This is a genomic window from Mesorhizobium loti R88b (assembly GCF_013170845.1).
Classification (GTDB): Bacteria; Pseudomonadota; Alphaproteobacteria; order Rhizobiales; family Rhizobiaceae; genus Mesorhizobium; species Mesorhizobium loti_B.
In genome coordinates, this window is sequence record NZ_CP033367.1 from 3,459,126 (window position 1) to 3,480,548 (window position 21,423).

General features: G+C 63.0%; 23 protein-coding genes. 18 read left to right on the forward strand and 5 right to left on the reverse strand.

All coding sequences use genetic code 11. From position 1 onward, the window contains the following. Positions 1-269 precede the first annotated feature (269 nt). The 4 genes from EB235_RS16965 to EB235_RS16980 all read left to right on the forward strand — a co-directional run bounded on the left by EB235_RS16965 (position 270) and on the right by EB235_RS16980 (position 2,164). Positions 270-860 (forward strand): hypothetical protein, encoded by a 591-nt coding sequence (locus EB235_RS16965; protein WP_027029872.1) that lies wholly within the window; start codon positions 270-272, stop codon positions 858-860. 190 nt (positions 861-1,050) lie between these two features. Beyond that, positions 1,051-1,215 (forward strand): DUF3309 family protein, encoded by a 165-nt coding sequence (locus EB235_RS16970; protein ID WP_080680761.1) that lies wholly within the window; start codon positions 1,051-1,053, stop codon positions 1,213-1,215. A 273-nt stretch (positions 1,216-1,488) separates the two neighbouring features. After that, positions 1,489-1,662 (forward strand): hypothetical protein, encoded by a 174-nt coding sequence (locus EB235_RS16975; protein ID WP_155256315.1) that lies wholly within the window; start codon positions 1,489-1,491, stop codon positions 1,660-1,662. Between the two features lie 16 nt (positions 1,663-1,678). Further along, positions 1,679-2,164, forward strand: coding sequence for a pyridoxamine 5'-phosphate oxidase family protein (locus EB235_RS16980; RefSeq protein ID WP_027029871.1), 486 nt, complete (start codon positions 1,679-1,681; stop codon positions 2,162-2,164). Positions 2,165-2,170: 6 nt separating this feature from the next. On the opposite strand, the gene EB235_RS16985 is transcribed toward EB235_RS16980, so the two are convergent. The 3 genes from EB235_RS16985 to EB235_RS16995 all read right to left on the reverse strand — a co-directional run bounded on the left by EB235_RS16985 (position 2,171) and on the right by EB235_RS16995 (position 4,333). Continuing rightward, positions 2,171-3,241: a sensor histidine kinase gene (locus EB235_RS16985; RefSeq protein ID WP_027029870.1), complete on the reverse strand. Its 1,071-nt coding sequence runs from the start codon at positions 3,239-3,241 to the stop codon at positions 2,171-2,173. A gap of 345 nt (positions 3,242-3,586) precedes the next feature. Continuing rightward, complete coding sequence (locus EB235_RS16990) at positions 3,587-3,880, reverse strand: hypothetical protein (protein WP_027029869.1); 294 nt, start codon at positions 3,878-3,880, stop codon at positions 3,587-3,589. A gap of 195 nt (positions 3,881-4,075) precedes the next feature. Continuing rightward, complete coding sequence (locus EB235_RS16995; protein ID WP_027029868.1) at positions 4,076-4,333, reverse strand: hypothetical protein; 258 nt, start codon at positions 4,331-4,333, stop codon at positions 4,076-4,078. Between the two features lie 187 nt (positions 4,334-4,520). On the opposite strand from EB235_RS16995, the gene EB235_RS17000 reads away from it, so the two are divergent. From EB235_RS17000 to EB235_RS17030, 7 genes are all read left to right on the forward strand, one after another. Then, positions 4,521-5,246: a GntR family transcriptional regulator gene (locus tag EB235_RS17000; protein WP_027029867.1), complete on the forward strand. Its 726-nt coding sequence runs from the start codon at positions 4,521-4,523 to the stop codon at positions 5,244-5,246. A gap of 3 nt (positions 5,247-5,249) precedes the next feature. After that, positions 5,250-6,296 carry an ADP-ribosylglycohydrolase family protein gene (locus tag EB235_RS17005; protein WP_027029866.1) on the forward strand — a complete coding sequence of 349 codons (1,047 nt, stop codon included), beginning with the start codon at positions 5,250-5,252 and terminating at the stop codon, positions 6,294-6,296. Next, positions 6,293-7,270: a PfkB family carbohydrate kinase gene (locus EB235_RS17010; RefSeq protein ID WP_027029865.1), complete on the forward strand. Its 978-nt coding sequence runs from the start codon at positions 6,293-6,295 to the stop codon at positions 7,268-7,270. The genes EB235_RS17005 and EB235_RS17010 overlap by 4 nt, the downstream gene beginning before the upstream one ends. Positions 7,271-7,309: 39 nt before the next feature. Further along, a complete protein-coding gene (locus tag EB235_RS17015; RefSeq protein ID WP_027029864.1) occupies positions 7,310-8,371 on the forward strand; it encodes an ABC transporter substrate-binding protein in 1,062 nt (353 codons plus the stop codon). Between the two features lie 67 nt (positions 8,372-8,438). Beyond that, entirely contained in the window at positions 8,439-9,308 is an 870-nt protein-coding gene (locus EB235_RS17020) for an ABC transporter permease (protein ID WP_027029863.1), read from the forward strand. Continuing rightward, a complete protein-coding gene (locus EB235_RS17025; protein ID WP_027029862.1) occupies positions 9,308-10,096 on the forward strand; it encodes an ABC transporter permease in 789 nt (262 codons plus the stop codon). Before EB235_RS17020 ends, EB235_RS17025 begins: the two co-directional genes overlap by 1 nt. After that, entirely contained in the window at positions 10,096-11,160 is a 1,065-nt protein-coding gene (locus EB235_RS17030; protein ID WP_027029861.1) for an ABC transporter ATP-binding protein, read from the forward strand. The genes EB235_RS17025 and EB235_RS17030 overlap by 1 nt, the downstream gene beginning before the upstream one ends. Before the next feature lie 291 nt (positions 11,161-11,451). On the opposite strand, the gene EB235_RS17035 is transcribed toward EB235_RS17030, so the two are convergent. After that, complete coding sequence (locus EB235_RS17035) at positions 11,452-12,408, reverse strand: IS5 family transposase (RefSeq protein ID WP_027032034.1); 957 nt, start codon at positions 12,406-12,408, stop codon at positions 11,452-11,454. A 138-nt stretch (positions 12,409-12,546) separates the two neighbouring features. Here EB235_RS17035 and EB235_RS17040 point away from each other — a divergent pair, with 138 nt between their 5' ends. Continuing rightward, on the forward strand, positions 12,547-13,797 hold the full coding sequence (locus tag EB235_RS17040) for an aconitase X (RefSeq protein ID WP_027029859.1): 1,251 nt from the start codon (positions 12,547-12,549) through the stop codon (positions 13,795-13,797). Then, the gene (locus tag EB235_RS17045) at positions 13,794-14,237 is read left to right on the forward strand and encodes an aconitase X swivel domain-containing protein (RefSeq protein WP_027029858.1); all 444 of its coding nucleotides are present in this window, start codon (positions 13,794-13,796) and stop codon (positions 14,235-14,237) included. The genes EB235_RS17040 and EB235_RS17045 overlap by 4 nt, the downstream gene beginning before the upstream one ends. A gap of 4 nt (positions 14,238-14,241) precedes the next feature. On the opposite strand, the gene EB235_RS17050 is transcribed toward EB235_RS17045, so the two are convergent. Next, positions 14,242-15,270 carry a LacI family DNA-binding transcriptional regulator gene (locus EB235_RS17050; protein WP_027029857.1) on the reverse strand — a complete coding sequence of 343 codons (1,029 nt, stop codon included), beginning with the start codon at positions 15,268-15,270 and terminating at the stop codon, positions 14,242-14,244. 357 nt (positions 15,271-15,627) lie between these two features. Between EB235_RS17050 and EB235_RS17055 the strand changes: the two genes are divergently transcribed. The 5 genes from EB235_RS17055 (at position 15,628) to EB235_RS17075 (ending at position 21,406) form a co-directional block, all read left to right on the forward strand. Continuing rightward, positions 15,628-17,241 (forward strand): extracellular solute-binding protein, encoded by a 1,614-nt coding sequence (locus EB235_RS17055; RefSeq protein ID WP_027029856.1) that lies wholly within the window; start codon positions 15,628-15,630, stop codon positions 17,239-17,241. A 182-nt stretch (positions 17,242-17,423) separates the two neighbouring features. After that, positions 17,424-18,284, forward strand: coding sequence for a carbohydrate ABC transporter permease (locus EB235_RS17060; protein WP_023779805.1), 861 nt, complete (start codon positions 17,424-17,426; stop codon positions 18,282-18,284). Then, on the forward strand, positions 18,281-19,240 hold the full coding sequence (locus tag EB235_RS17065) for a carbohydrate ABC transporter permease (protein ID WP_027029855.1): 960 nt from the start codon (positions 18,281-18,283) through the stop codon (positions 19,238-19,240). Before EB235_RS17060 ends, EB235_RS17065 begins: the two co-directional genes overlap by 4 nt. Continuing rightward, positions 19,237-20,337, forward strand: a complete 1,101-nt coding sequence (locus EB235_RS17070; RefSeq protein WP_027029854.1) for an ABC transporter ATP-binding protein — start codon at positions 19,237-19,239, stop codon at positions 20,335-20,337. Before EB235_RS17065 ends, EB235_RS17070 begins: the two co-directional genes overlap by 4 nt. Beyond that, positions 20,330-21,406, forward strand: coding sequence for an ABC transporter ATP-binding protein (locus tag EB235_RS17075; protein ID WP_027029853.1), 1,077 nt, complete (start codon positions 20,330-20,332; stop codon positions 21,404-21,406). Before EB235_RS17070 ends, EB235_RS17075 begins: the two co-directional genes overlap by 8 nt. Positions 21,407-21,423: the final 17 nt, after the last annotated feature.

Here is a 21,423-nt window from a genome sequence, read left to right on the forward strand (position 1 = left end):
GAAAGCCCGCCATTTCGGCGGGCTTTCTGTTGTCGATATCCTAGCAACCCGGACGCTGTTGCTGGGGTGTCGATCCGTTTGAAGGTTGCGGATCTGGCGCCTATCCGCTGATACCTCTCGATGGGTCCAATTGTCTCGAATTGGCCGGTATGCGGGTAACTGTACCAGAGGTTGTCAAATGTATTTTAGCAACCAATGATGGAGACCGAAGGTTGGTCATACAGCCGGTTTTCAAGTCCGGTTTGTTAGAACAACCCAGGGAGAGACTCATGTTTGGTATCGCAAAAAGACTTTCCAAGATCCTCGCGGGCGGTGCTGTCGTGGCCGTTCTATGCATGCCGGCCCACGCCGCTGGAATCGGCGTTGGCACCGGCGCCTCTGTCGGCGGCAGTGGCGGTGTCAATGCCGGTGCCGGTGCTTCAGTCGGGGGTGGTGGCGGCGTTAATGCCGGTGCTGGTGCTTCAGTTGGCGGCGGCGGTGGTATCAATGCCGGCGCCGGTGCATCGGTCGGTGGCAGCAATGGCGTCAATGCGGGCGCAGGAGCCAGCATCGGCGGCAACAACGGGGTCAACGCAGGCCTCGGTGCGTCAGTGGGGGGCCAAAACGGTGTTGGCGTTGGCGCGGGTGTCGGTATCGGCAATGGCATCGGTGCCGGTGTCGGCATTGGTGTTGGCGGAACAAATCCGAGCACGCCAAGCAACCCGTCCAACCCCAGCAAGCCTGGCCTGCCAGGCGTCGTCGCCGAGATGTCGGACAGCCAGGTGGCGCGGATGAAGAAGCGCTGCGTCGATGTGCTGGCCAGTTCAGGCGGCTACGACCGCGACCTGCGGCAGCTGTGCCTGCTGATCGCGCGCCGCTAAGGCGGTAAACGTCATGAGGCCCGCTGCCGCAAGGTGGCGGGCCTTCATTTTGCCGGCGAACGGTCTGCGCGCGCGCCTCGTCATAATCACGCGGAACGGTAAGGCTGTTCGAACGTTCTCGTCTTCGAAACATCGCATGCGACGATGTTCAAACCGGCGTGTCAGCGCCTACAGGAGCGGGAAAAACACCATGAGCATCGGCACCATCCTCATCATCATTCTTGTCATCGCGCTGCTGGGCGGCTTCAGCGGTCTCGGCGGCGGGCCGTTCTATGGCACCGGCTATTATGGCGGCGGCGGCCTCGGGCTTGTGCTGCTGATCATTATCGTCCTTGTCGTGCTAGGGCGCATCTAACAGTCCGCAAGTCGTCGGGACGATCGCAATCCCGTGACCGCGTTGAGATCGAAGCGCACCGGATTGTGATGGAAGCAAGCCGGCTTGTGATCCAGAATTCTGCGCGACTCTCGTATTGTGAATTCGGTCCACACCCCCCGTGGAAACAAGAGGAGAGGGTCCCACCCCTTCATCCTCCTCCAAGGCCCGCCCCGGCATGCCGGAGCGGGCTTTTGCGTTCAAGCCGACGGAACCGGCTTGCGTCGAGACAGTTGAGTTGCGGAAGGCTGCCCAATGCCCGCAACACTCAGAGCAACCCTGTGCGAAATTCGCGATGATCTTCACCTCCTTAGGCGGATGGTGGCGGCCCGCGGCCATATAGAGACCATCCAGGGTATCGACGCGCTGATCGGCATCGCGGAAGCCGAGGCCATCAAGGGCATCAGCCGTATCGATCGCCGCAGCTGAAGGGAAAGAGGACCGGATGAACGTCACGGAGATGACGCGGCAGGACTGCATTGCCCTGTTGAAGACGCAACGCCTTGGCCGGCTGGCCTGTGTGCGCGACCTCAGGCCCTATGTGGTGCCGATTCATTTTGCCTTCGGAGATGACGCCATTTTCAGTTTCTCGCTTCCCGGCAGGAAGGTCGAGTGGATGCAGGCCAACCCCCATGTCTGTCTTCAGGTCGATGATGTGGGCGGTGCTCATGGCTGGAAGAGTGTCGTCGTGGAGGGTCTCTTCGAGGAGCTGCCCAAAGGGAATGATCTGGATGACAGTGCCGCCGGTGTCGAAAGGATGATTGCCCCGGTAGACATCGACCGCAAATTTGCCTGGTCGCTTCTTGCAGCGCACGCGAACTGGTGGGAACCAGGCGCGCTGAAGCCGGACCATGCCGCGACGGTCTCAGGCAGCCATCTATTTTATCGGATCAGGATCGAGGCGATATCCGGAAGGCAGGCCTCCTGGTAGCGGTTTTTACGCAGCGCGCGGCACCCGTGAGGTGAACGTCGCGCGGGTCACCGACACGCTGGTGCCGTCGGTGTCGCTGATCGTTTCCACCTTGGCCTCCAGCTGTCTGACCAGTGCCTCCACGATGGCCGTTCCAAGCCCGGTGCTCGGCAAGTCGTTTGCGATCTTGCCAACGCCATTGTCCGATACCGTCAGTTTCCAGTCGCTGCCCGCGGTTTCGAAGGTCACCTGGATACAGGCGCCGGCCTTCTCCCTTGGGAAGGCATATTTGATGGCGTTGAGGACGAGTTCGGTGACGATCAGCCCCAGGCTAACCGCCCTTTGCGAATCCATTCTCCCGCCTTCGGCCGTGACATTGACCGTGATCGGCTGGGCTTCGCCGATCATGGATGATGCGAGGCTGCTGCACAATTTCGGCAGGTAGGAGCCGACATCGATCTCGTCGATGCCGACAGAGGTATGGAGGTGGCGTTGCACCTCGGCCACGGACAGAACACGCTGGTGGGCGTCCTTCAGATGCTGGCGCGTCTCTTCCGAGGTGACGGAGCGTGCCTTCAGCAACAGGATGCTGGCGATGATCTGCAGGCTGTTGGCGACCCGGTGCTCCATTTCGCGCAACAGCACGTCCTTCTGCTGAAGCAGATCCTCGGTGCGGCGCAGCAATTCTTCCTTTTCGCGCTCGATGACGCGGCGCGCCGTTATGTCGTTAAAGGCGAGAAGGATGGTGATCGCCGAGCTGTGATCGTAAAGCACCTTGCGGGCGTTGAGCAGCATGGTGCGGCGGCCGATCCGCGGGAAATCATGCTCGACCTCGAAACCGTCCATGGCGGTCTTCTCGGGAATGATCGTCTCCAGCAACACACGAAGGGCGGGAATGTCCCACTGACCGTCGCCGAGGGCGTAGAGCAGTGTGCCCTGGGTCTGCTCCGGATCGACTTCAAATGTCTTGTAGAAGGAACGGCTGGCGGCCAGCACACGGAACTTCTCATCAAGCACGAGAAACGGCTCGGTGATCGTATTGACGATTGCCTGCGCCAGCGTCTGCGCATCCTCGATATTCGCGATGGGTTGAAACATGGGCGCAAAGCCAGACGAGCAGCGTTTTGCCACTCCAAGCACCAGCCCTATACCTTTGCTTGACCGTTGTCGCGAATTGAATCCGAGGGCACGGCGGTGTGATGATCCGTCCCGTCTCCGCTGACTGCAGTTTGCTATGTCAAATTTGAATGACGGCGCATCGGTAATGGTGCGATCGATGATCCGTTCGTGGCGGCCGGTCTTTCGGATGCCCTCACCGGTCGCGCGAGGAACCCGCTGCCTTCGGGGGAGGCGGCGGGTTTCTGTTGCCGCCGCTGAACAGAAAAAGACGGACACTTGGCCCGCCTTTTCCGGCTGTTCCATTTGGGCATGCGCCCAAAGACGTCAGTTGGCGCCGCCGAGCTGCTTGGTCATCTTGCAGAAATTGTCATGCGACTTGCCGATGACGTTGTCGCCGCAATCCTTCTTCATGGAAGCGCGGTCTTCTTCCTTCATCGCCATCCAGGCTACCTTGAATTCCTTTTCGGACTTCATGGTCTTCATGCCGGAGTCCGTATAGAAGGGCGCCATCTTTTCCGGATTGTCGAGCGCGGATGTGCCGGTGCTGCCAGCGGCCAGCGCCGAGCCAGTCATCATTGCAAGCGCCATCGCGCCCATCGTGAGCATCTTGAAGTTCATCGGGGGATTCCTCTCTTTGGAGGTCATTGGAATAAACGACCTGCAGACAAACGGGATCGAGAGAAAACCGTTCCTTTGGATGAATATATATTAAAACGCGTTTTATTTTTTCGACCCTGCTTAGGATGCCGTCGAGTCAATATCGATAGCCTGGCCTCCGACAGTGGGTGCGTGCCAGATCCTGGCCCCAATAGATTACTCCATGTCCGGGACGTCGCCGCTGACAAACAGCGTGGTCGGCGGGCCGTAGTCCCCGAGTGTCGGGTCGGCATCGCGGCTCCAGGCGATGACGCCGACATGTTTTGCCGCCAGTCCTCGGGCTGTACGTATGGCGCGGTCTTCGCTCTGCTGATCGGCGGGGCCGAAGGCTGGAAACAATTCACCGTCATCGCCGCGATCGAACGCGACCACGACGATCAGCTTGGGGTTTTTATGCTCTGTTGAATGGGACATGGTGCTCCTTCGAGGGGGAACCTATCACACTACCGGACCAAGGGGTCGGCTGTCTGGCTTGCCACCGTATTTTGCGGGGATCTCTGGAGCTCGCTGCCTGCTTGAGCAGTCTTCCGCATCGGATTGACTCGCGCTTTGTCACCGTATATTGAACAGGATTATACAGGTTCACTGAACAGGTACGAATATGAAGCGGCGCACGGTTCAATTGTCTCCCGGCACGGGCAAGCCCGAGCAGATCGCTACCGTTCTGGAACATGAAATCCGCTCCGGCGTGCTCGGTTTCGGCGACCGCCTGCAAAGCGAGAACGAGCTCGTCCAGCGCTTTTCCGTCAGCCGCAACACCGTCCGCAAGGGCCTCGAGGAACTGTCCAGCCGCGGGCTGATCACCACCAAGGTCGGCATCGGCTCCTTCGTCACCTTCGACGGCAAGCCGGTCGACGATTCGATCGGCTGGTCGCGGGCGCTGGCCAATGCCGGGGCCAATGCCGAGACGCGGACGCTGCGGCTGGAGGTCATCGAAGACCCCGATCTGGCTGCCTTGCTAGGGATCGAAAGCCCGTTCTTCATCGCTGTCGACCGCGTACGCACCAATGCCAGTGACGGCCATGCGATCTCCATCGAGCGCAGCCGCCTGCCGCTATCGCCGGAGCTGGAGGATGTGCCGCTGCGCGGCCTGCGCGAAGGTTCGCTGCACCAGACGCTGCGCGGCGCCGGCCTCATCCCCGACCATGGCGAGGAATGGGTCGGCATCGAGATGCTCAATGCCGAGGATGCGGCCATACTCGGCTGCCCGCAAGGCACGCCCTTCCTGCGCGGACGGCGGCTGACGCGCGCCGCCGACGACCGGCCGATCGAATATGTCACCAGCCTGCTCAATCCCGCGCATTTCGCGCTGCATATGAGGTTTTGAGCGATGCCAAACAGCACCACCAACAACACCATGCTCGATCGCGCTATCGGCGCGCTTGTCGGTGGGGCGCTGGGAGATGCGCTCGGCATGCCGACGCAGCTTCTGTCGCCGACCCGGATTGCCGAGCTCTACGGCCATGTCGAGGATTTCATCGCACCCTTCGCCGACCATCCGGTGTCGAAGGGACTGCTGGCCGGCACCATCACCGACGATACCGAACAGGCGCTGCTGCTCGGCCGCATTCTGGTCGAATCGGGCGAGCGCTTCGACCATGCACGCTGGGTCAACGCGCTGCTTGACTGGGAGCGCGAGGTCAAGGCGCGCGGCAGCTACGATCTCTTGGGGCCATCGACCAAGCGTGCCATCGACGCCATCAACAATGGCGTGCCGGCAGAAGAGGCAGGGCGCAGCGGCGACACCAACGGGGCGGCCATGCGCATCGCGCCGGTCGGCATCATGATGGCGCTGGAGCCGCTCGAGGCGTTCGTTGCCAAGGTGGCCGAGACTTGTCGGGCCACCCACAACACGTCGATCGCCATAGCCTCTGCCGCCGCCGTCGCGGCCGCCGTTAGCCACGGCGTCTCCGGTGGTGACTGGCGCGCTGCCTCCGACAGCGCGGTCGCGGCGGCCAGACGAGCGGCGACGCTTGGCCATTGGGTGACCGGTGGCGACATCGCTGCACGCATCGTCTGGGCGCAGGACCTGGTGCGTGGCAAGATGAAGAAGGACGCGATAAGGCTGATCACCGATCTGGTCGGCACCGGCGTCGCCAGCCAGGAATCGGTTCCGGCGGCCTTCGCGGTGCTGGAGGTTGCCGGCGGTGATCCCTGGCAAGCGGCCGTCATCAGCGCCAATCTCGGCGGCGACACCGACACGATCGGTGCCATCGCGGCCGGCATGGCCGGCGCCTGCACCGGCTTTTCACGGTTGCCACAGCAGCATGTCGCCCGGCTCGTCGGCATCGACATGTCGGAGGTTCGCGCGCTTGCGGGCGACCTCGTGGCGGCAAGGGTGGTGAAAGCCGGTTCCGGCAAGGACGCGGCGGCATGAGCGGGCGCCTCGTCCATATCGGAAGTGCGGTGGTCGACTATGTCTACCGTATCGACGCCTTGCCGGCGCCAGGCACCGAGAAGACGGCATCGAGCTTTGCCCAGGTCGCCGGTGGCGGCTTCAACATGATGGTCGCTGCCATCCGCACCGGCATGACGGTGGTGTTCGGCGGCAAGCTCGGCAGCGGACCGAACGGCGATTTTTTGCGCGCTGCTTTCACTGCGGAAGGCATCGAGACGCTGACACCGCCAGCGCCCGCCATGGACAGCGGCAATTGCGTCGCCATGATCTCAAGCGATGCCGAACGCACCTTCGTCTCATGGCCAGGTGCTGAAAGTGTGCTCAGCCTCGACATGATGGCGCCGGTGGTGGTTGCGCCGGATGATTGGGTGTTCACCTCGGGCTATACGCTGAGCTATCTGGGCAGCCGCGAAGCGCTCACCGACTGGATCGAGGCGCTGCCGGCAAAAATTCCCTTTGTCTTCGACCCGACGCCGGTCATTTCCGATATTCCGCGCCCCATCCTGTCGCGGGTGCTCGCCCGAACCACATGGCTGAGCTGCAACGTGACGGAAGCCGCCGACATTGCCGGCCCCGGTGACGTCGAGACACTGGCGGCGCGGCTCCTTGCCGACCATTGCCCGCAGGCCGCCGGTGTCGTCATCCGCTCCGCAGCCAAGGGCTGCCATGTCAGGCTGGCCGATGGCACGGCGCAAACCGTAGCCGGCTTCAAGGTTGCGGCAATCGACACCAACGGCGCCGGCGATACCCATATCGGCGCTTTCGTCAGTGCGTTGGCGCGTGGCATCACGCCCTTCGAGGCGGCGCGCTACGCCAACGCGGCAGCGGCGATTTCGGTGACGCGCCATGGCGGGTCATCGGCGCCGAGCGACGCTGAAATCCAGACTTTCCTGAGCCAGGCCGCCGCGACCGGCGCGCCAGGCCAGACCCAGAAGGCCCATCAGACAGCCTGACAAGCCCGGGAAGCGGGCAAACAAAGAGAGGAACCAACCATGCGCATGCCAAGACTGACTGCTCTCTTGACGGCGACTGCCGTCTTCACCACCGCACTCACGCTGGCCGCCAGTGCCGCCGAAGTGCATGTGCTCAACTGGAAAGGCTACGGCGCCGACGAGCCATGGGCCGTTGAGGCTTTCGAAAAGGCGACCGGCAACAAGGTCGTCAACGATTTCTTCAATTCCGAACAGGAAATGCTGACCAAGATCCGGACCAATCCCGGGCTCTATGACGTGGTCATGATCAACGCCGCCTTCAACGACCAGGCGATGGCGGAAAAGCTGATCCAGCCGATCGACACCTCCAAGCTGCCGAACTATGCCGACATCAGCAAGGACAAGGCCGGGTCGCCGATGCTCGACCATGACGGCAAGGTCTATGGCGTGCCGTGGGTGTGGGGCCTCACCGCGCTCGCCATCAACGAAAAGTCCTTCGACAAGCCGCCGACGTCGATCGCCGAAATGTGGGATCTCGCGCACAAGGGCCGTGTCGTCATCCGCGACGACGCCGTCGAGGCGGTGCAGTTCGGCGCCATCGCCACCGGCCAGAACATCAACGACATCAAGGATATGGATGCGGTCAAGACCAAGCTCACCTCGCTGATGCCGCAGATCAAGACCTTCTGGAGCTCGGAGAACGACTGGAACCAGATGGTCGCCTCCAACCAGATCGACATCGGCACCTATTGGAGCGGCTCGGCCGACCGCGCCAAGACCCACTTCAAGCTGCCGGTCTCGCTGGTCATTCCGCAGGAGGGCGCCGTCGCCTGGCTCGACGCCTTCTCCATCCCGGTGGGCTCGAAAAATGTCGAAGGCGCGCAAGCCTTCATCAACTACATGATCGACCCGAAATTCTATGTCGAATGGGTCACCAAGGTCGGAGCTCCGGTGTCGGCCAATACCAAGGCGGTGGAAGCGCTGCCGGAGGACGCCTTCAACCGCAAGGTCATGGGTGATCCCGAGGTTGCCAAGCGCATCCAGTTCCAGGCGCCGATCACCGACGCCCAGCGCGAGGCCTATCTGGCACTCTGGCAGCAGCTGAAGGTCGACGTGAAGTAAAGTTCGCGTCCGGACCAGCCGGCGGTTCGCGCCGGCTGGTTCTTGCAATCCTGGGGAGGAGGGTGCCATGGCAGTAGAGGGAGCGATTGCGTCGCGCAGCGGGCTGAGATCGGCTCTGCCGCTGCTGGCGCCCGCCTATCTCTGGCTGACGGTGGCGATCTTCCTGCCGCTCTCGGCCATGGTCTTTTTCTCCTTCATGACCGATCTGCCGCTGACGGGAAAGCCGTGGGCGTTCACGCTCGGCAACTATGCCGCCTTCTTCTCGCAGAGCCTTTATCTGACGTTGCTGCTCGCCTCGTTGCGGCTCGGTCTCGAAGTCACGCTGTGGTGCATCGTCATCGGCTATCCCGCGGCCTATGTGCTCGCCAAGGTGCTGAAGGGGCGCAGCCGCGAGGCGATCTTCCTGCTGGTCATCCTGCCGTTCTGGTCGAACGGGCTGGTGCGCATCTTTTCCTGGGCGATGGTGTTGCGCGAAGGCGGCATTCTCGACACGGCCCTCAATGCCGTGCTGCCGTTCAAGATCAACATCGATCTCATGTATTCCTATCCGGCCGTCATTATCGGCCTGGTGCACTCCTACGTGCCCTACATGGTGCTAACCTGTTATCTCACCTTGCAGGCGATCGACGACTCGTTGATCGAGGCTGGCCGCTCGCTCGGCGCCTCGCGGCTGCAGGTGCTGAAGCGAGTGATCATTCCGCTGTCGATGCCCGGCCTGGTGGCGGGTGCGGCACTGGTCTTCGTGCCGGTCGTCGGTTCGTTCATGGAGCCGCGCATCCTCGGCGGCCGCACCGGCACCTTCTACGGCACTGTCATCGAGGACCAGTTCGTCGCCGTCTTCAACTGGCCATTGGGCGCGGCACTCTCCTTCATCCTGCTGGCCGTCGTGCTGGGCATCCTGGCTGTTGCCTCGCCGGTGCTGCGGAGGGCTGCGTGATGATGACCACGCGTATCCTGGAAGGGCTTGGCCGCCTCTATGTCGGACTGCTGCTCGCCTTCCTCTATCTGCCCATCATCATCATGGCGCTGATGTCGTTCAACGTCTCGCCCTTCTACCAGTTGCCGTTCGAATGGACGACCGAGTGGTACACGTCGCTCTGGCAGGACGATCAGATCATCGCCGCGACCTGGAACAGCCTCGAGATCGCGGTCATCACCACCATCATCGGCGTGGTGCTCGGCTCGGCGGCGTCGCTGGCGCTTTTCCGCTATGAATTTCGCGGCAAGAAGGTGCTGCAGGCGCTGCTGTTCCCGCCGATCGCCATTCCCTGGCTGATCACAGGCACGGCGATGCTGATTTTCTTTTTCGGCGTCGGCATCGGGCGCGGCCTGTTCGCCATCCTGCTCGGCCATGTCGCGCTGGCGCTGCCCTATGTCATCGTCGTCGTCTCGGCGCGGCTGCAGACTTTTGCGCCGGAGCTGGAAGAGGCGGCGCGCTCGCTCGGCGCCAACCAGTGGCAGGTGACGAGGCGTGTCACGCTGCCGTGGATCATGCCGGGCGTCATTGCCGGCGGGCTGTTTGCGTTTGCGGTGTCGTTCGACCAATTCGTCGTCTCCTACTTCCTGGCGACGCCCGGGCAGACGACGCTGCCGGTCGAAATCTATGCCGCGATCCGCAAGGGGTTCACGCCCGAGATCAATGCGGTGTCGACAATCATCATTGTCGTGTCGATGGCGCTGATGCTGCTCACGGCGCGGTTCTTCAAATTCGGCGGAGAGAAATAATGGCCGGTGTGCAGGTATCCAACGTCTCGCGCAGCTTTGGCGCGCACAAGGCGCTGGACAACGTTTCCATCGATTTCGCCGATGGCGGCTTCTATGCACTGCTCGGCCCGTCGGGCAGCGGCAAAACCACGCTGCTGCGCCAGATCGCCGGCTTCGATTTTCCAGACAGCGGCCGCATTTCCATTGGCGGCGAGAGCGTCGAGCGGGTGCCGGTCGAGAAGCGGCGCATCGGCATGGTGTTCCAGAACTATGCGCTGTTTCCCAATATGAGCGTAGCCGACAATGTCGCCTTTGGCCTGTCGGTCCGCGGCGAGGCCAAGGCGGTTATTGCGACGGAAGTGCAGCGTGCGCTCGATCTCGTGCAGTTGGGCAAGCTCGGCGGCCGCCGTCCGCACCAGCTCTCCGGCGGCCAGCGCCAGCGCGTGGCCTTAGCGCGTGCCATCGTCACCAAGCCGCGCGTGCTGCTGCTCGACGAGCCGCTTGGTGCGCTCGACAAGGCGTTGCGCGTCGACATGCAGATCGAGCTCAAGCGCATTCAGCGCGAGATCGGCATCACCACCATCTTCGTCACCCACGACCAGGAAGAAGCGCTGACGATGAGCGACCGCATCGGCATTCTGCGCGACGGGCGGGTGGTGCAGGAAGGGCCGCCGGAGGAGATCTACGACCGGCCGAAAAGTGAGTTTGCAGCCACCTTCCTCGGCGATGCCAACATCTTTCGCGGTGACTCGACCGGCAATGGCATCCGGTTGCCGGACGGTACGGCAATTGCCGCTGGGGTGGGGGAGACAATTGCGGCGGGAGCCAAGGCGAGCTGCGCCGTGCGGCCGGAACGCATCCGGATTGCCACGGATGGAGGAGCTTCGGACGGCAATGCAAACACGCTCAAGGGTCAGGTGTCCAAGCGCATCTTCGCCGGCAACAACAGCACGTATTTTGTCGAGCGTGCCGGCCAGACGCTGAAGGTCATCGTGCAGAACACCGGGTCCGACCGGCTGGCTGAGGGGCAGGATGTGGTGCTGCGCTGGTCACCGGAGAGCACGGTGTTGATCACGGCGGGGTAGGTGGCGCTGTCGCTAGCTGGGACCGGTTTCATTCCTTGTCGCCCCCCTCTGTCCTGTCGGACATCTCCCCCTCAAGTGGGGAGATTGGCAGCCTCAACGCCGCCGCTCTTTCTTCAACGCAGCTAATTTGCGAAGCCGACAATGATAGCTAATCTCCCCCCTTGAGGGCCTGTTGCGTAGTTAGCGAGAGCAGACTTGCGGAGCGATTTGACCGAGAGGTCTCGCTTGGCTTTGGGTTTTGGGGTGGAGTTCGATGGTAGTGCGGCCCTTGAAGCCGGATACCGGGCGCACCTATCCCGAGATGGCAATCCATCGGCGCATGTTGAAGGCGATCGCCGCCATCGTCACCTGGGCAGTGGCCTTCGCCAGCCCGACATAGCGGATCGTGGTCAGCTTCATGCGGTTCTTGAGCGTGGCGAAGGTGGTCTCGACTGCGGCACGCCGTCTGGCGATCAGACGGTTGTAATGTTTGAGCCGCGGCGGCAGCGCATGGTGCTTGTTGGGGCGGCGCGCGATGCGGGGCTTCTTGCCTGCAGCCTTGAGCCGAGCACGGCGGGCATGGGTGTCGTAGGCGGCATCCGCCCATACCGTCTTTTCGTCGCCGCAGATCAAGGCATCGGCCACCACGGTGTCGTTGACGTTGGCTGGAGTGGTGATCACCGTGCGGATCAGGCCGGAGCCCTCATCCACCCCGACATGGGCCTTGTAACCGAAGGTGAAGTCGCGCTTACTCTGTCTTACGGTGGGACGGGCATCGGCATCCCTCGACGGCCGCTCGTCCGTCGGCGGCAATGAGACCGCGTCGATTAGCGTGGCATCCAGCATTGTGCCGCGCTTTAAGATCACGCCGGCCTTCTCCAACTGCCGATCCAGTTCGCCAAACAGCTTCTCCATCAGCCCTTCGCCGACAAGAAGGTTGCGAAAGCGCGACAGCACCGTGTGATCGGGAATGCTCTCCTCAAGACCAAGCCCGACAAAACGCCTGAATGACAACCGGTCGCTCAGCGCCTCCTCCAGTTCGCGATCAGATAGGCCGTAGAGCGACTGCAGCAGCAGTGCCTTGAACAGCACCAGCGGCGGCCATGCAGCCCGACCCGGTCCGCCATCGCGCAGCGGGTTGAGCAGCTTCTCGAAGCGGTACCACTTCACCAAACCTGACAGCCGGTCGAGCGGCGAAGAACCGCCCACCAGCTTGGTACCCAGAAAGGCTTCCGCCAAGCTCAACTGACCCGTCTGCTTCACTGCCATCGTGATTCCCTCCGAGCGTCCGCATCAGAGAATCACAACCAGCGAATTACGCAACAGGCCCCTTGAGGGGGAGATGCCCGGCAGGGCAGAGAGGGGCGCTGTCCCGCCATCCCTTTCGGGCAACGCGCCGGAGCTGCAATGACTTTGGAACTAACCACGCACGACCGATCCATGCTCGATGGCGAGCAAGGCCCATCCGCAGCCGCCGCGATGAAAATCCTCGTTGCCTTTTCCAACGCCATCGGCGCAGGCAGTCTGCTCGACATATCAGGCGCTCATATCGATGGTTGCCTCTACCACGGCAAAGCCGGCCTCGATTTTGTCGAAAGGCTGGTCGAGGGCGGCGGGCGTGTGCAAGTGCCGACGACGCTCAATGTCGGCTCGTTCGACCTCATCCATCCCGGCATGGTGAAGATGCCGGCGGCCGAGGAGGTGCCGGCGCGGCGGCTGATGAAGGCGCATATGGAGCTGGGCTGCCAGGCGACCTTCACCTGCGCGCCCTACCAGACGCGCTTCCGGCCTGAATTCGGCCAGCAGATCGCCTGGGGCGAATCCAACGCCATCGTGTTTGCCAATTCCGTGATCGGCGCGCGCACCAACCGCTACGGCGATTTCATCGACCTGTGCTGCGCCATGACCGGCCGCGCGCCAGCCTGGGGCCTGCATCTGAGCGAGAACCGGCGCGGTCGCATCCTGTTCGAACTGGACATCTCCGAGGCCGAACCAAGCGACAGCCTGTTCGTCGGTGTCGGGCTGATCATCGGGCAACCCAGTGGCGACCGCGTTCCGGTCATTGCAGGCCTGCCGCAGCCGCGTGACGAGGATCAGTTGAAGGCGCTGGGCGCGGCGGCCGCGACGACGGGGGCCGTGGCGCTGTTCCATGCGGTCGGTATCACGCCCGAGGCCGGAACGCTCGACGAGGCGTTTCATGGCCAGGCGCCCGAACAGACGATCCATATCACCCGGGCAGACATCGACCATGCGTTGGCCAGGCTGTCGATGGTGCCGGACGGCGCGCGGCTGGCAGCAGTCTCGCTCGGCACGCCGCATTTCTCGCATGAGGAGTGGATGCGCCTGTTGCCGCTGCTGCGCGAGGCGGCTCCCGGCCGGGGCATCCCGATCTACGTCAACACCGGCCGCGCGACACTGACGCGGCTGCAGGAAGAAGGCATGCTCACAGGCATGGAGGCGTTCGGCCTGATCCCGGTTGCCGACACCTGCACCTATGTCACCTCGATTCTCGAGCGGCTCGACGGCGTGGTGATGACCAATTCCGGCAAATGGGCGCATTACGCGCCGGGCAATATCGGCGTGACCGTCGCTTTTGCCGAGATGAAGGATTGCATCCGCTCCGCCGCGGTCGGGCATGTCGTACGGGGTGCATCATGACGCGGCTCGTGGAAGCCTTTGAAAGAGCCGGCGCCTTTCAACTGGCCGGCGAGGCACAGGGCGAGGCGCTGGTGTTTTCGCAACCGCTCAGCTTCTGGGGCGGTGTCGATGCCGAGACTGGCGAGATCATCGACCACTCTCATCCGGGGCTCGGCCAGAATGTCGCCGGCAGGATTCTGGTCATGCCGAGCGGGCGGGGATCGTCCTCGTCCTCCTCGGTGCTGGCAGAAGCGATCCGCAGGGGCACGGCGCCGGCTGGTATTCTATTGGAGTGGCCGGACCCGATCCTGGCGGTCGGTGCCATCGTGGCGGAGTTTCTCTACGAGATACGCATGCCGCTGGTGGTGTGTGAGATTGCGGGCATTGTGTCCGGCGACAGGATAGCGATCGGCACCGGCGCGGACGGCCGGGCGATCATCAGGGTTAGAGCAGAAAGCTAGCCGCTCAAATCTCCGGAATGTTCTCCTTGAAGATCACCTGCAGCCTCGGCTGATGCAGTTCATAGGGCAGGCCCCGAACCGCATGGGTCAAGGTGTTGAGTGCCTCGCGGGCCTCGACACGCGGGTTCTGGTCGATGACCGCGTCAAGCGTGCCGTCGAGCAGAAGGTCCTTGGTGCCATCCGTCACCTCATGGCCGAGGAAGACCATGGATTGCGCGCGGCCGCGCTCCTTGAGCGCGCGGGCGATGCCGGTATTGCCGGCGCCGACATTGTAGATCGCGGCAAGGTCGGGGTGCCTGTCCAGAAGCGCTGATGCCTCCGAATAGGCTTTTTCGCGATCGTCGAGCATTTCGCGCATTTCGACGATCTCGAGATTGGGCGATTCCTCGGTCAATATATGCCGGAACCCCATCTCGCGTTCCTCATGGCCGCGATAGGACAGCGAGCCGGCGAACAGCGCCACCTTGCCGGGGCGTTCCGACCCCATGAAACGGTTGAGCAGATAACCGGCCAGCCGCCCGGCGGCGCGGTTGTCGATGCCGATATAGGCGACCCTCGGCACATGCAGGATGTCGGAGGCGATGGTCACCACTTTGATGTCGTTGGCCGACAGCGAGCGGATCGCCTCGCGCACCGTCGGATGGTCGAGCGCGATGACGCCGACGCCTTGCGTCTGTCCGCGCAAGTCCTGCAGCAGGCGGGCGAGCCGATCGGGATTGAAGCCTTCTATGGTGGCGATGTGGACATCGAGGTCGGGGCGGGCCAGGGCCTGCGCCTCGATGTGGCGGTGCAGCATCTTGATGAAGGAATTGGTGCCGGCCGGCAGCGCGAAGTCGAGCCGGATGATTTCGCCGGGTAAGGCGCGCGGCGGCGTTCCGTTCGGGCCTTCGGCGATGTAGCCGAGACGCTGCGCCATTTCGAGCACGATTTCGCGCGTGCGCGCCCGCACACCGGGGCGGTTGTTGAGCACGCGGTCGACGGTGGCGGCGGAAACGCCGGCTTCCCGGGCTATATCAGTCAGGGTGGAACGCACCGTCTTTCATCTCCTCAACGCATCAGGATCGCGCAATGCCGGCAGCCGGCCTGATGGCCACGACTCCTCGCCATCGGCGATTCTGATGGGAAATGATGTATCTGGCCTTGGCCGAAGCGCAAGCCATCGGGCTAAATCAGGTCGACCGGCACGGCTATTCCGGGGCGGGAGGATACATTTCCCGTCAAATCGAGGCATCTGGAGCGATATATGGACCCCGATATGACGCATTTCCTCGCCTCATTGCGATGTTGTGAGGTATTTTGATTATTTATGATGTTGACAGCCTTCCGATCCTGCCGTCAATATCCCTCATGGGCTCGTGGAGGAACATTGAGCCCTGAGGGAGGAATTCCAATGTCTGATCTGATCCGCATCTCGCGACGCCGGTTGCTGGCGTCTGGAGGAAAGGCGGCGGTGTTCGTTGCCGCCACGGGTATCGCGCCGCAATTCATTCGTCCCGGCCGCGCCTATGCCGCCGACGCACTGGCGCCGGGCATGATCGGCGGCCCAACCGGCTTCGAGGGCGCCGAGCGCTACCAGTATGGTGCCGACACGCCGGAAGGCCGCGCCATCGAGGCGGCCAAGGCGCTGAAGGGGGCCGGCAAGGCGCCGGCGAAGATCGTGCTCGGCCTGTCGGACGGCTCGATCGGCCAGCTGACGCAGCCTTTCCCGGCCGGCGCGCCGTCGATCAAGGAATTGTGGGAAAAGGAAACCGGTATCCCGATCGAAATCGTCGGCCTGCCGAACGGCCAGGAATTCACCAAGACGATGCAGGACATCTCCACCAAGGGTGGGGCCTATGACATCTATTCGACCGAATGGAACCGCCTCGGCGACCTCGCCGAAACCGGCGGTATCGCCAAACTCGACGACTTCGTCGCCCAGTACAAGCCGGAGTGGGACGATCCCAAGACCGGCTATGTCGACGGCGCCAAGGGCGTGTCGCTGCTCAACAAATATCGCGGCTCGAACTATGGCGTGTCGCTGGACGGCGACTTCCAGACCTGGGTCTACCGCACCGACCTGTTCGGCGACGCAGCCGAGCAAAAGGCTTTCAAGGACAAATACGGCTACGACCTGGCACCGCCGAAGACCTGGAAGCAGCACGGCGATATCGCCGCCTTCTTCCAGCGCCCGGACAAGGGCCTGTTCGGCTCGACCGACCTGCGCAACCAGGGCTGGGGCTACACCAACTGGTATCAGCGCTATGTCTCGATGGCCTCGCCCAACCAGTTCCTGTTTGGCGATGACGGCAAGCCGCTGATCAATTCAGAGCACGGTATCGCCGCCACCAACGAATATGTCGAATCGCTCTTCCATCACTCGCCGGATGCGATCTCGTGGGGCTGGCCGGAGCAGTATGGCAATTTCGCCAAGGGCGGTGCGGCGATGACCTGCGCCTTCTCCAACTTGCCGAAATTCCTCGACAATGCCGGCAATAAGGATTCCCAGGTCACCGGCAAGATCGGCTCGATGCTGCCGCCCGGCCGCGAGATCGACGGCAAGCTGATCAGCCGCTCCGTGCTGTGGTTCTCGCTGACCGGCATGGTCTCGTCGCAGTCGAAAAACCAGGAGGTCGCCTATCTTCTGCTGCAATGGCTGGGCTCGGCCCGCATCTACGCCTGGATGAGCGCCAACCCCGGCGGCTATCTCGATCCGTTCCGGCTGTCGGATTTCTCCGATCCGCTGGTGCGGCAGACCTATCATGCCTATCACATGGATGTGGTGCGCGAGACGGTCGCCCGCACGGTGCCGACCATCAACTATCCCGGCGCCACCGCCTTCCACAACGCGCTCGACGAAAACCTCATGGCCTCGCTGACCAAGGCCAAGACCGCTGAACAAGCGATGGCCGACACAGAGACCGAGTGGAAGAAGATCGCCCGGCGCATTGGCGAGGACAAATTGCTTGAAGCCATCAGAACCAACAAGGAGGCCTGGCCGACCGTTCTTGATCCGATCAGCTGATCCGTCTCCCTGGATCAGAGCCGGAGGGGAGGGGCGAAAGCTCTTCCCCTCCGCACTAGAGCATGATCCCGAAAATTGGGACCCGGTTTTCGGAAAAGGTCATGCTCCAACAAAGAGTTAGATCAGGATGACGATTCAACGAAATGTCATCTTGATCTAACGCCACCAGCAAAAGCAGCCAGATGAAGCGTTCCGTTCCTTTCGAGATATTCCGCTACGCCGCGATCCTCGCGGCGATGGCGGTGACGCTGGTGCCGATCCTGTGGATGGTGTCGATGGCCTTCAAGCCGATCGCCGAATGGTCGGCGACCGGTGCCGACCTGACATGGTGGCCGAAGAACCCGACGCTCAGCAATTTCCAGTTCGTGTTCGGTGAGTCCACCAACAGCCTGATCGTGGCGCTCGACCGCACCGCGCTGAAGCCGATCCTGTCTTCGCTGCTGTCGGCGGTGTTCGGCACGGCCATCGCCATGTCGGCGGGTACGGCGGCCGCCTACGGACTGTCGCGTTTCGGCTCCGGACAGAACCTGCCGCTGGCACTGATCCAGCTCAGGCTGTTTCCGCCGATGGCGGTGATGATCCCGGTGATGATCATGTGGGCTTTCCTGAACTTCACCGACAGTTGGTGGGGCCTTGCGCTGATCTACGGCATCGTCACCTTGCCGTTCGCCTTCTGGCTGATGAAGACCTTCTTCGACGACATGCCGCGAGAGATCGAGGAGGCGGCTCTGGTCGAAGGCTGCTCGCGGCTGCGCGTCTTCACCCGCATCACGCTGCCGATGATGCGCGCGCCGCTCGCCAGTGCGGCCCTCTTCGTCTTCATCCTCAACTGGTCGGACTATCTGATCGCGCTGCTTTTGACGACGCGCGAATGGGTGACGATCCCGGTCTACATGGCGTCGCTGTCGTCCTCGATGACAGGCCAGCTCTATGGCGCCAAGGCAGCGCTCGGCCTGATCGCCGCCGTGCCGCCGGTGATCATGGGCATCGCCATCCAGCGCCATCTGGTGCGCGGGCTGACATTCGGGGCGCTCAAGCAATGAGCGCGGTGACCGTGACTGTTTCGGAGGACGACATGAACGCCGTCCGGGCAAAGCCGGCCCTGCGAGACGAGGGCGCGCGGCTGGGCTTTCGGCTGACGCTGCCGGCGCAGATCCTGGTGCTGTTCATCTCGGTGTTTCCACTGCTGATGCAGCTCTACATCAGCGTCACCGACTGGTCGCCGCTTTCGGGCCTCGGCTGGTGGAACGCCTGGGAGATGTGGAACAGCTTTGCCAACTACACCGACCTTGCCGCCGATGCACGGTTCTGGAGCGCGCTGAAGCGTACGGCGATCGTCATGATCGTCTGCGTGCCGGCCGAGTTCCTGCTGGGCCTCGCCCTGGCGACGCTGTTCGCCGACGATTTTCCAGGCAAGCGCATCTTCTATTCGATCCTGCTGATGCCGATGATGGTGGTGCCGGCGGTGGCCGGCTACATGTTCTTCATGCTGTTCCAGTCGGGTGGTCCGGTGAACGACATCCTGTCGGCCATCACGGGTACACGCGTCACCATCGCCTGGCTGTCGGACCCGACGCTGGCGCTGATCGCGGTGATGATCGCCGACATCTGGCAGTGGACGCCGCTGATGTTCCTGATCCTGCTTGCCGGGCTCGTCGGCGTGCCTGAGGATCAGATCAAGGCGGCGACCTTGCTCGGCGCCAATCCCTGGCAGCGCTTCGTCACCATCGTGCTGCCGAAGATGAAGACGATCATCATCATCGCGCTGGCGATCCGCGTGATCGAGAACTTCAAGATCTTCGACACGCTCTACATCATGACCGGAGGCGGTCCGGGCGTCGCCACCGAAACAATCTCGGTCTACATCTACAAGGTCACCACGCAGGACCTGATCTGGGGCTATGTCGCGGCGATCGCGCTCGCCATCCTGATCGTGCTCTCCATCGTCGCCGTGTTCGCCATGAAGCGCATGGCGCGGGCAAGGCAGGTGGCGGCATGAGCACGATCCAGCTGCGCAACCTCACCAAGACGTTCGGCGACTTCACCGCGCTGAAGACCATGGACCTCGACATAGCGGATGGCGAGTTCATGGCGCTGCTTGGACCCTCGGGCTGCGGCAAGTCGACGACGATGAACATGATCGCCGGCATGGAAGAGCCGACCAGCGGCAGGATCCTGTTTGGCGAACGCGACATGGCCGGCGTGCCGATGGGCCGGCGCGGCGTCGGTTTCGTCTTCCAGAACTATGCCATCTTCACCCATATGACGGTGCGCCAGAACCTCGCCTACGGGCCGAGGATGCGCGGTGCCGCCAAGGCCGAGATCGACCGCCGCGTCGGCGCCATCGCCGAACTGCTGCAGCTGACGCCGCTGCTCGACCGCAAGGCTGACCGGCTGTCCGTCAACATCCTGCAGCGCGTGGCGATCGGCCGCTCGGCGATCATGGAGCCGGCGATCTTCCTGCTCGATGAGCCGCTCTCCAATGTCGACGCCGCCTTCCGGGCTATCATGCGCACCGAGCTCAAGCAGCTGCAGCGCCAGTTCAGGCAGACCATGGTCTATGTCACCCACGACCAGCTCGAAGCCATGACCATGGCCGACCGCATCGCCGTCATGGACCATGGCGTGCTGCAGCAGGTCGGCACGCCGCTCGAGGTCTACAACAACCCGGTCAATGTCTTCGTTGCGCGCTTCATCGGCGCGCCGGGCATGAACCTGCTCAAGGGCAGGCCGGCGGAAAGTGACCGGGGGCTGGTCGTCGATCTCGGGCCGCTGGGCGTCACACCGCCGCTGCCGGATGAACTGGCGGCGACCTTGCGCGGCGCGCGCGGCGACGTGCTCTACGGCTTCCGACCGGAGCAGGTGGCTCTGGCGCAGGAGGGGCGTGGGCTTGCCATGCCGGTCACCTTCGTCGAGCGCATCGGTGCGCGCACCATCGTCCATCTCGGTGACGGCGAGGGCGCCGTGAAGGCGGTCTTCGACAATGATGTCGGGCTGGCGATCGGGCGAATCGCGGTCGTCGCACCCACCGCGTCGTCGGTGCGTGTCTTTGATGCGGCCAGCGGCCTTGCGATGAAAGCGGTGAATTATGGCTGACATCGTCTTTCGCAATGTGACCAAGCGCTACGGCAACACGCTCGCCGTCGACGATGCCTCGTTCACCGTCAACGACAATGAGTTCTTCTGTTTCTTCGGGCCGCCGCTGTCGGGCAAGTCGACGATCCTGCGCCTGGTGCTCGGGCTGGAGACGCCTGATAGCGGAGACATCCTGATCGGCGGCAGACCGGTCAACGCGGTGTCGCCGGCCGAGCGCAATGTGGCGATGGTGTTCCAGAATCTGGCGCTGTTCCCGCATATGAGCGCGCTCGACAATGTGCGCTTTCCTCTGGTCGAGCGCGGAGTCGCCGAGCTCCAGATCAAAAAGCGGGTCGCCGATGTCGCGGCCAAGCTGCATATCGGCCACATCCTGCACAAGCCGCCGGCGCAGCTTTCTGGCGGCGAGCGGCAGCGCGTGGCGATCGCGCGGGCGCTGGTGCGCGACCCCAATGCCTATCTGATGGACGATCCGATCTCGGCTCTCGATGCGCGGCTGCGCGAGGAAACACGCGTCGAGCTGAAGCGCATCCAGCGCGAGCTCGGCAAGACCCTGATCTATGTCACCCACGACCAGGAAGAGGCGATGTCGATCGCCGATCGCATCGCCATACTGGAGAACGGCAGCATCCGACAGATCGGCGCGCCGGCCGAGATCTATGATCGTCCTGCCAGCACCTATGTGGCACGGCTGCTCGGTTCGCCTGTCATGAACATCCTGAAATCGGCGCGCGGCGAGGGCGGCGTCGAGGCGGCCGAAGGCACGATCCGGATTGCCGACAAGGCTGCGCCCGTTGATGCCGTCGAGATCGGGCTCAGGCCCGAAGACATCAAGGTTAACCCATGGCCCAATGATGGAAAAGAAGGCGGGGGTTCGGGCCGCCCGGCGCGCGTGTTCGAGGTCGAGCCGCTTGGCGGCTACACCGTGGTGACACTCGCCGCCGGGCAGGCGCGGCTGAAGGCGCTGCTGCGCGGCCAACCTGACATCAGGCCTGACGCTATGGTGGCGATATCCTGCGAGCCGGCCCGCGTGCATTATTTCGGGCAAAGCGGAGGCGCGTTGGCGAGATGATTGCGGCCGCGAGGACA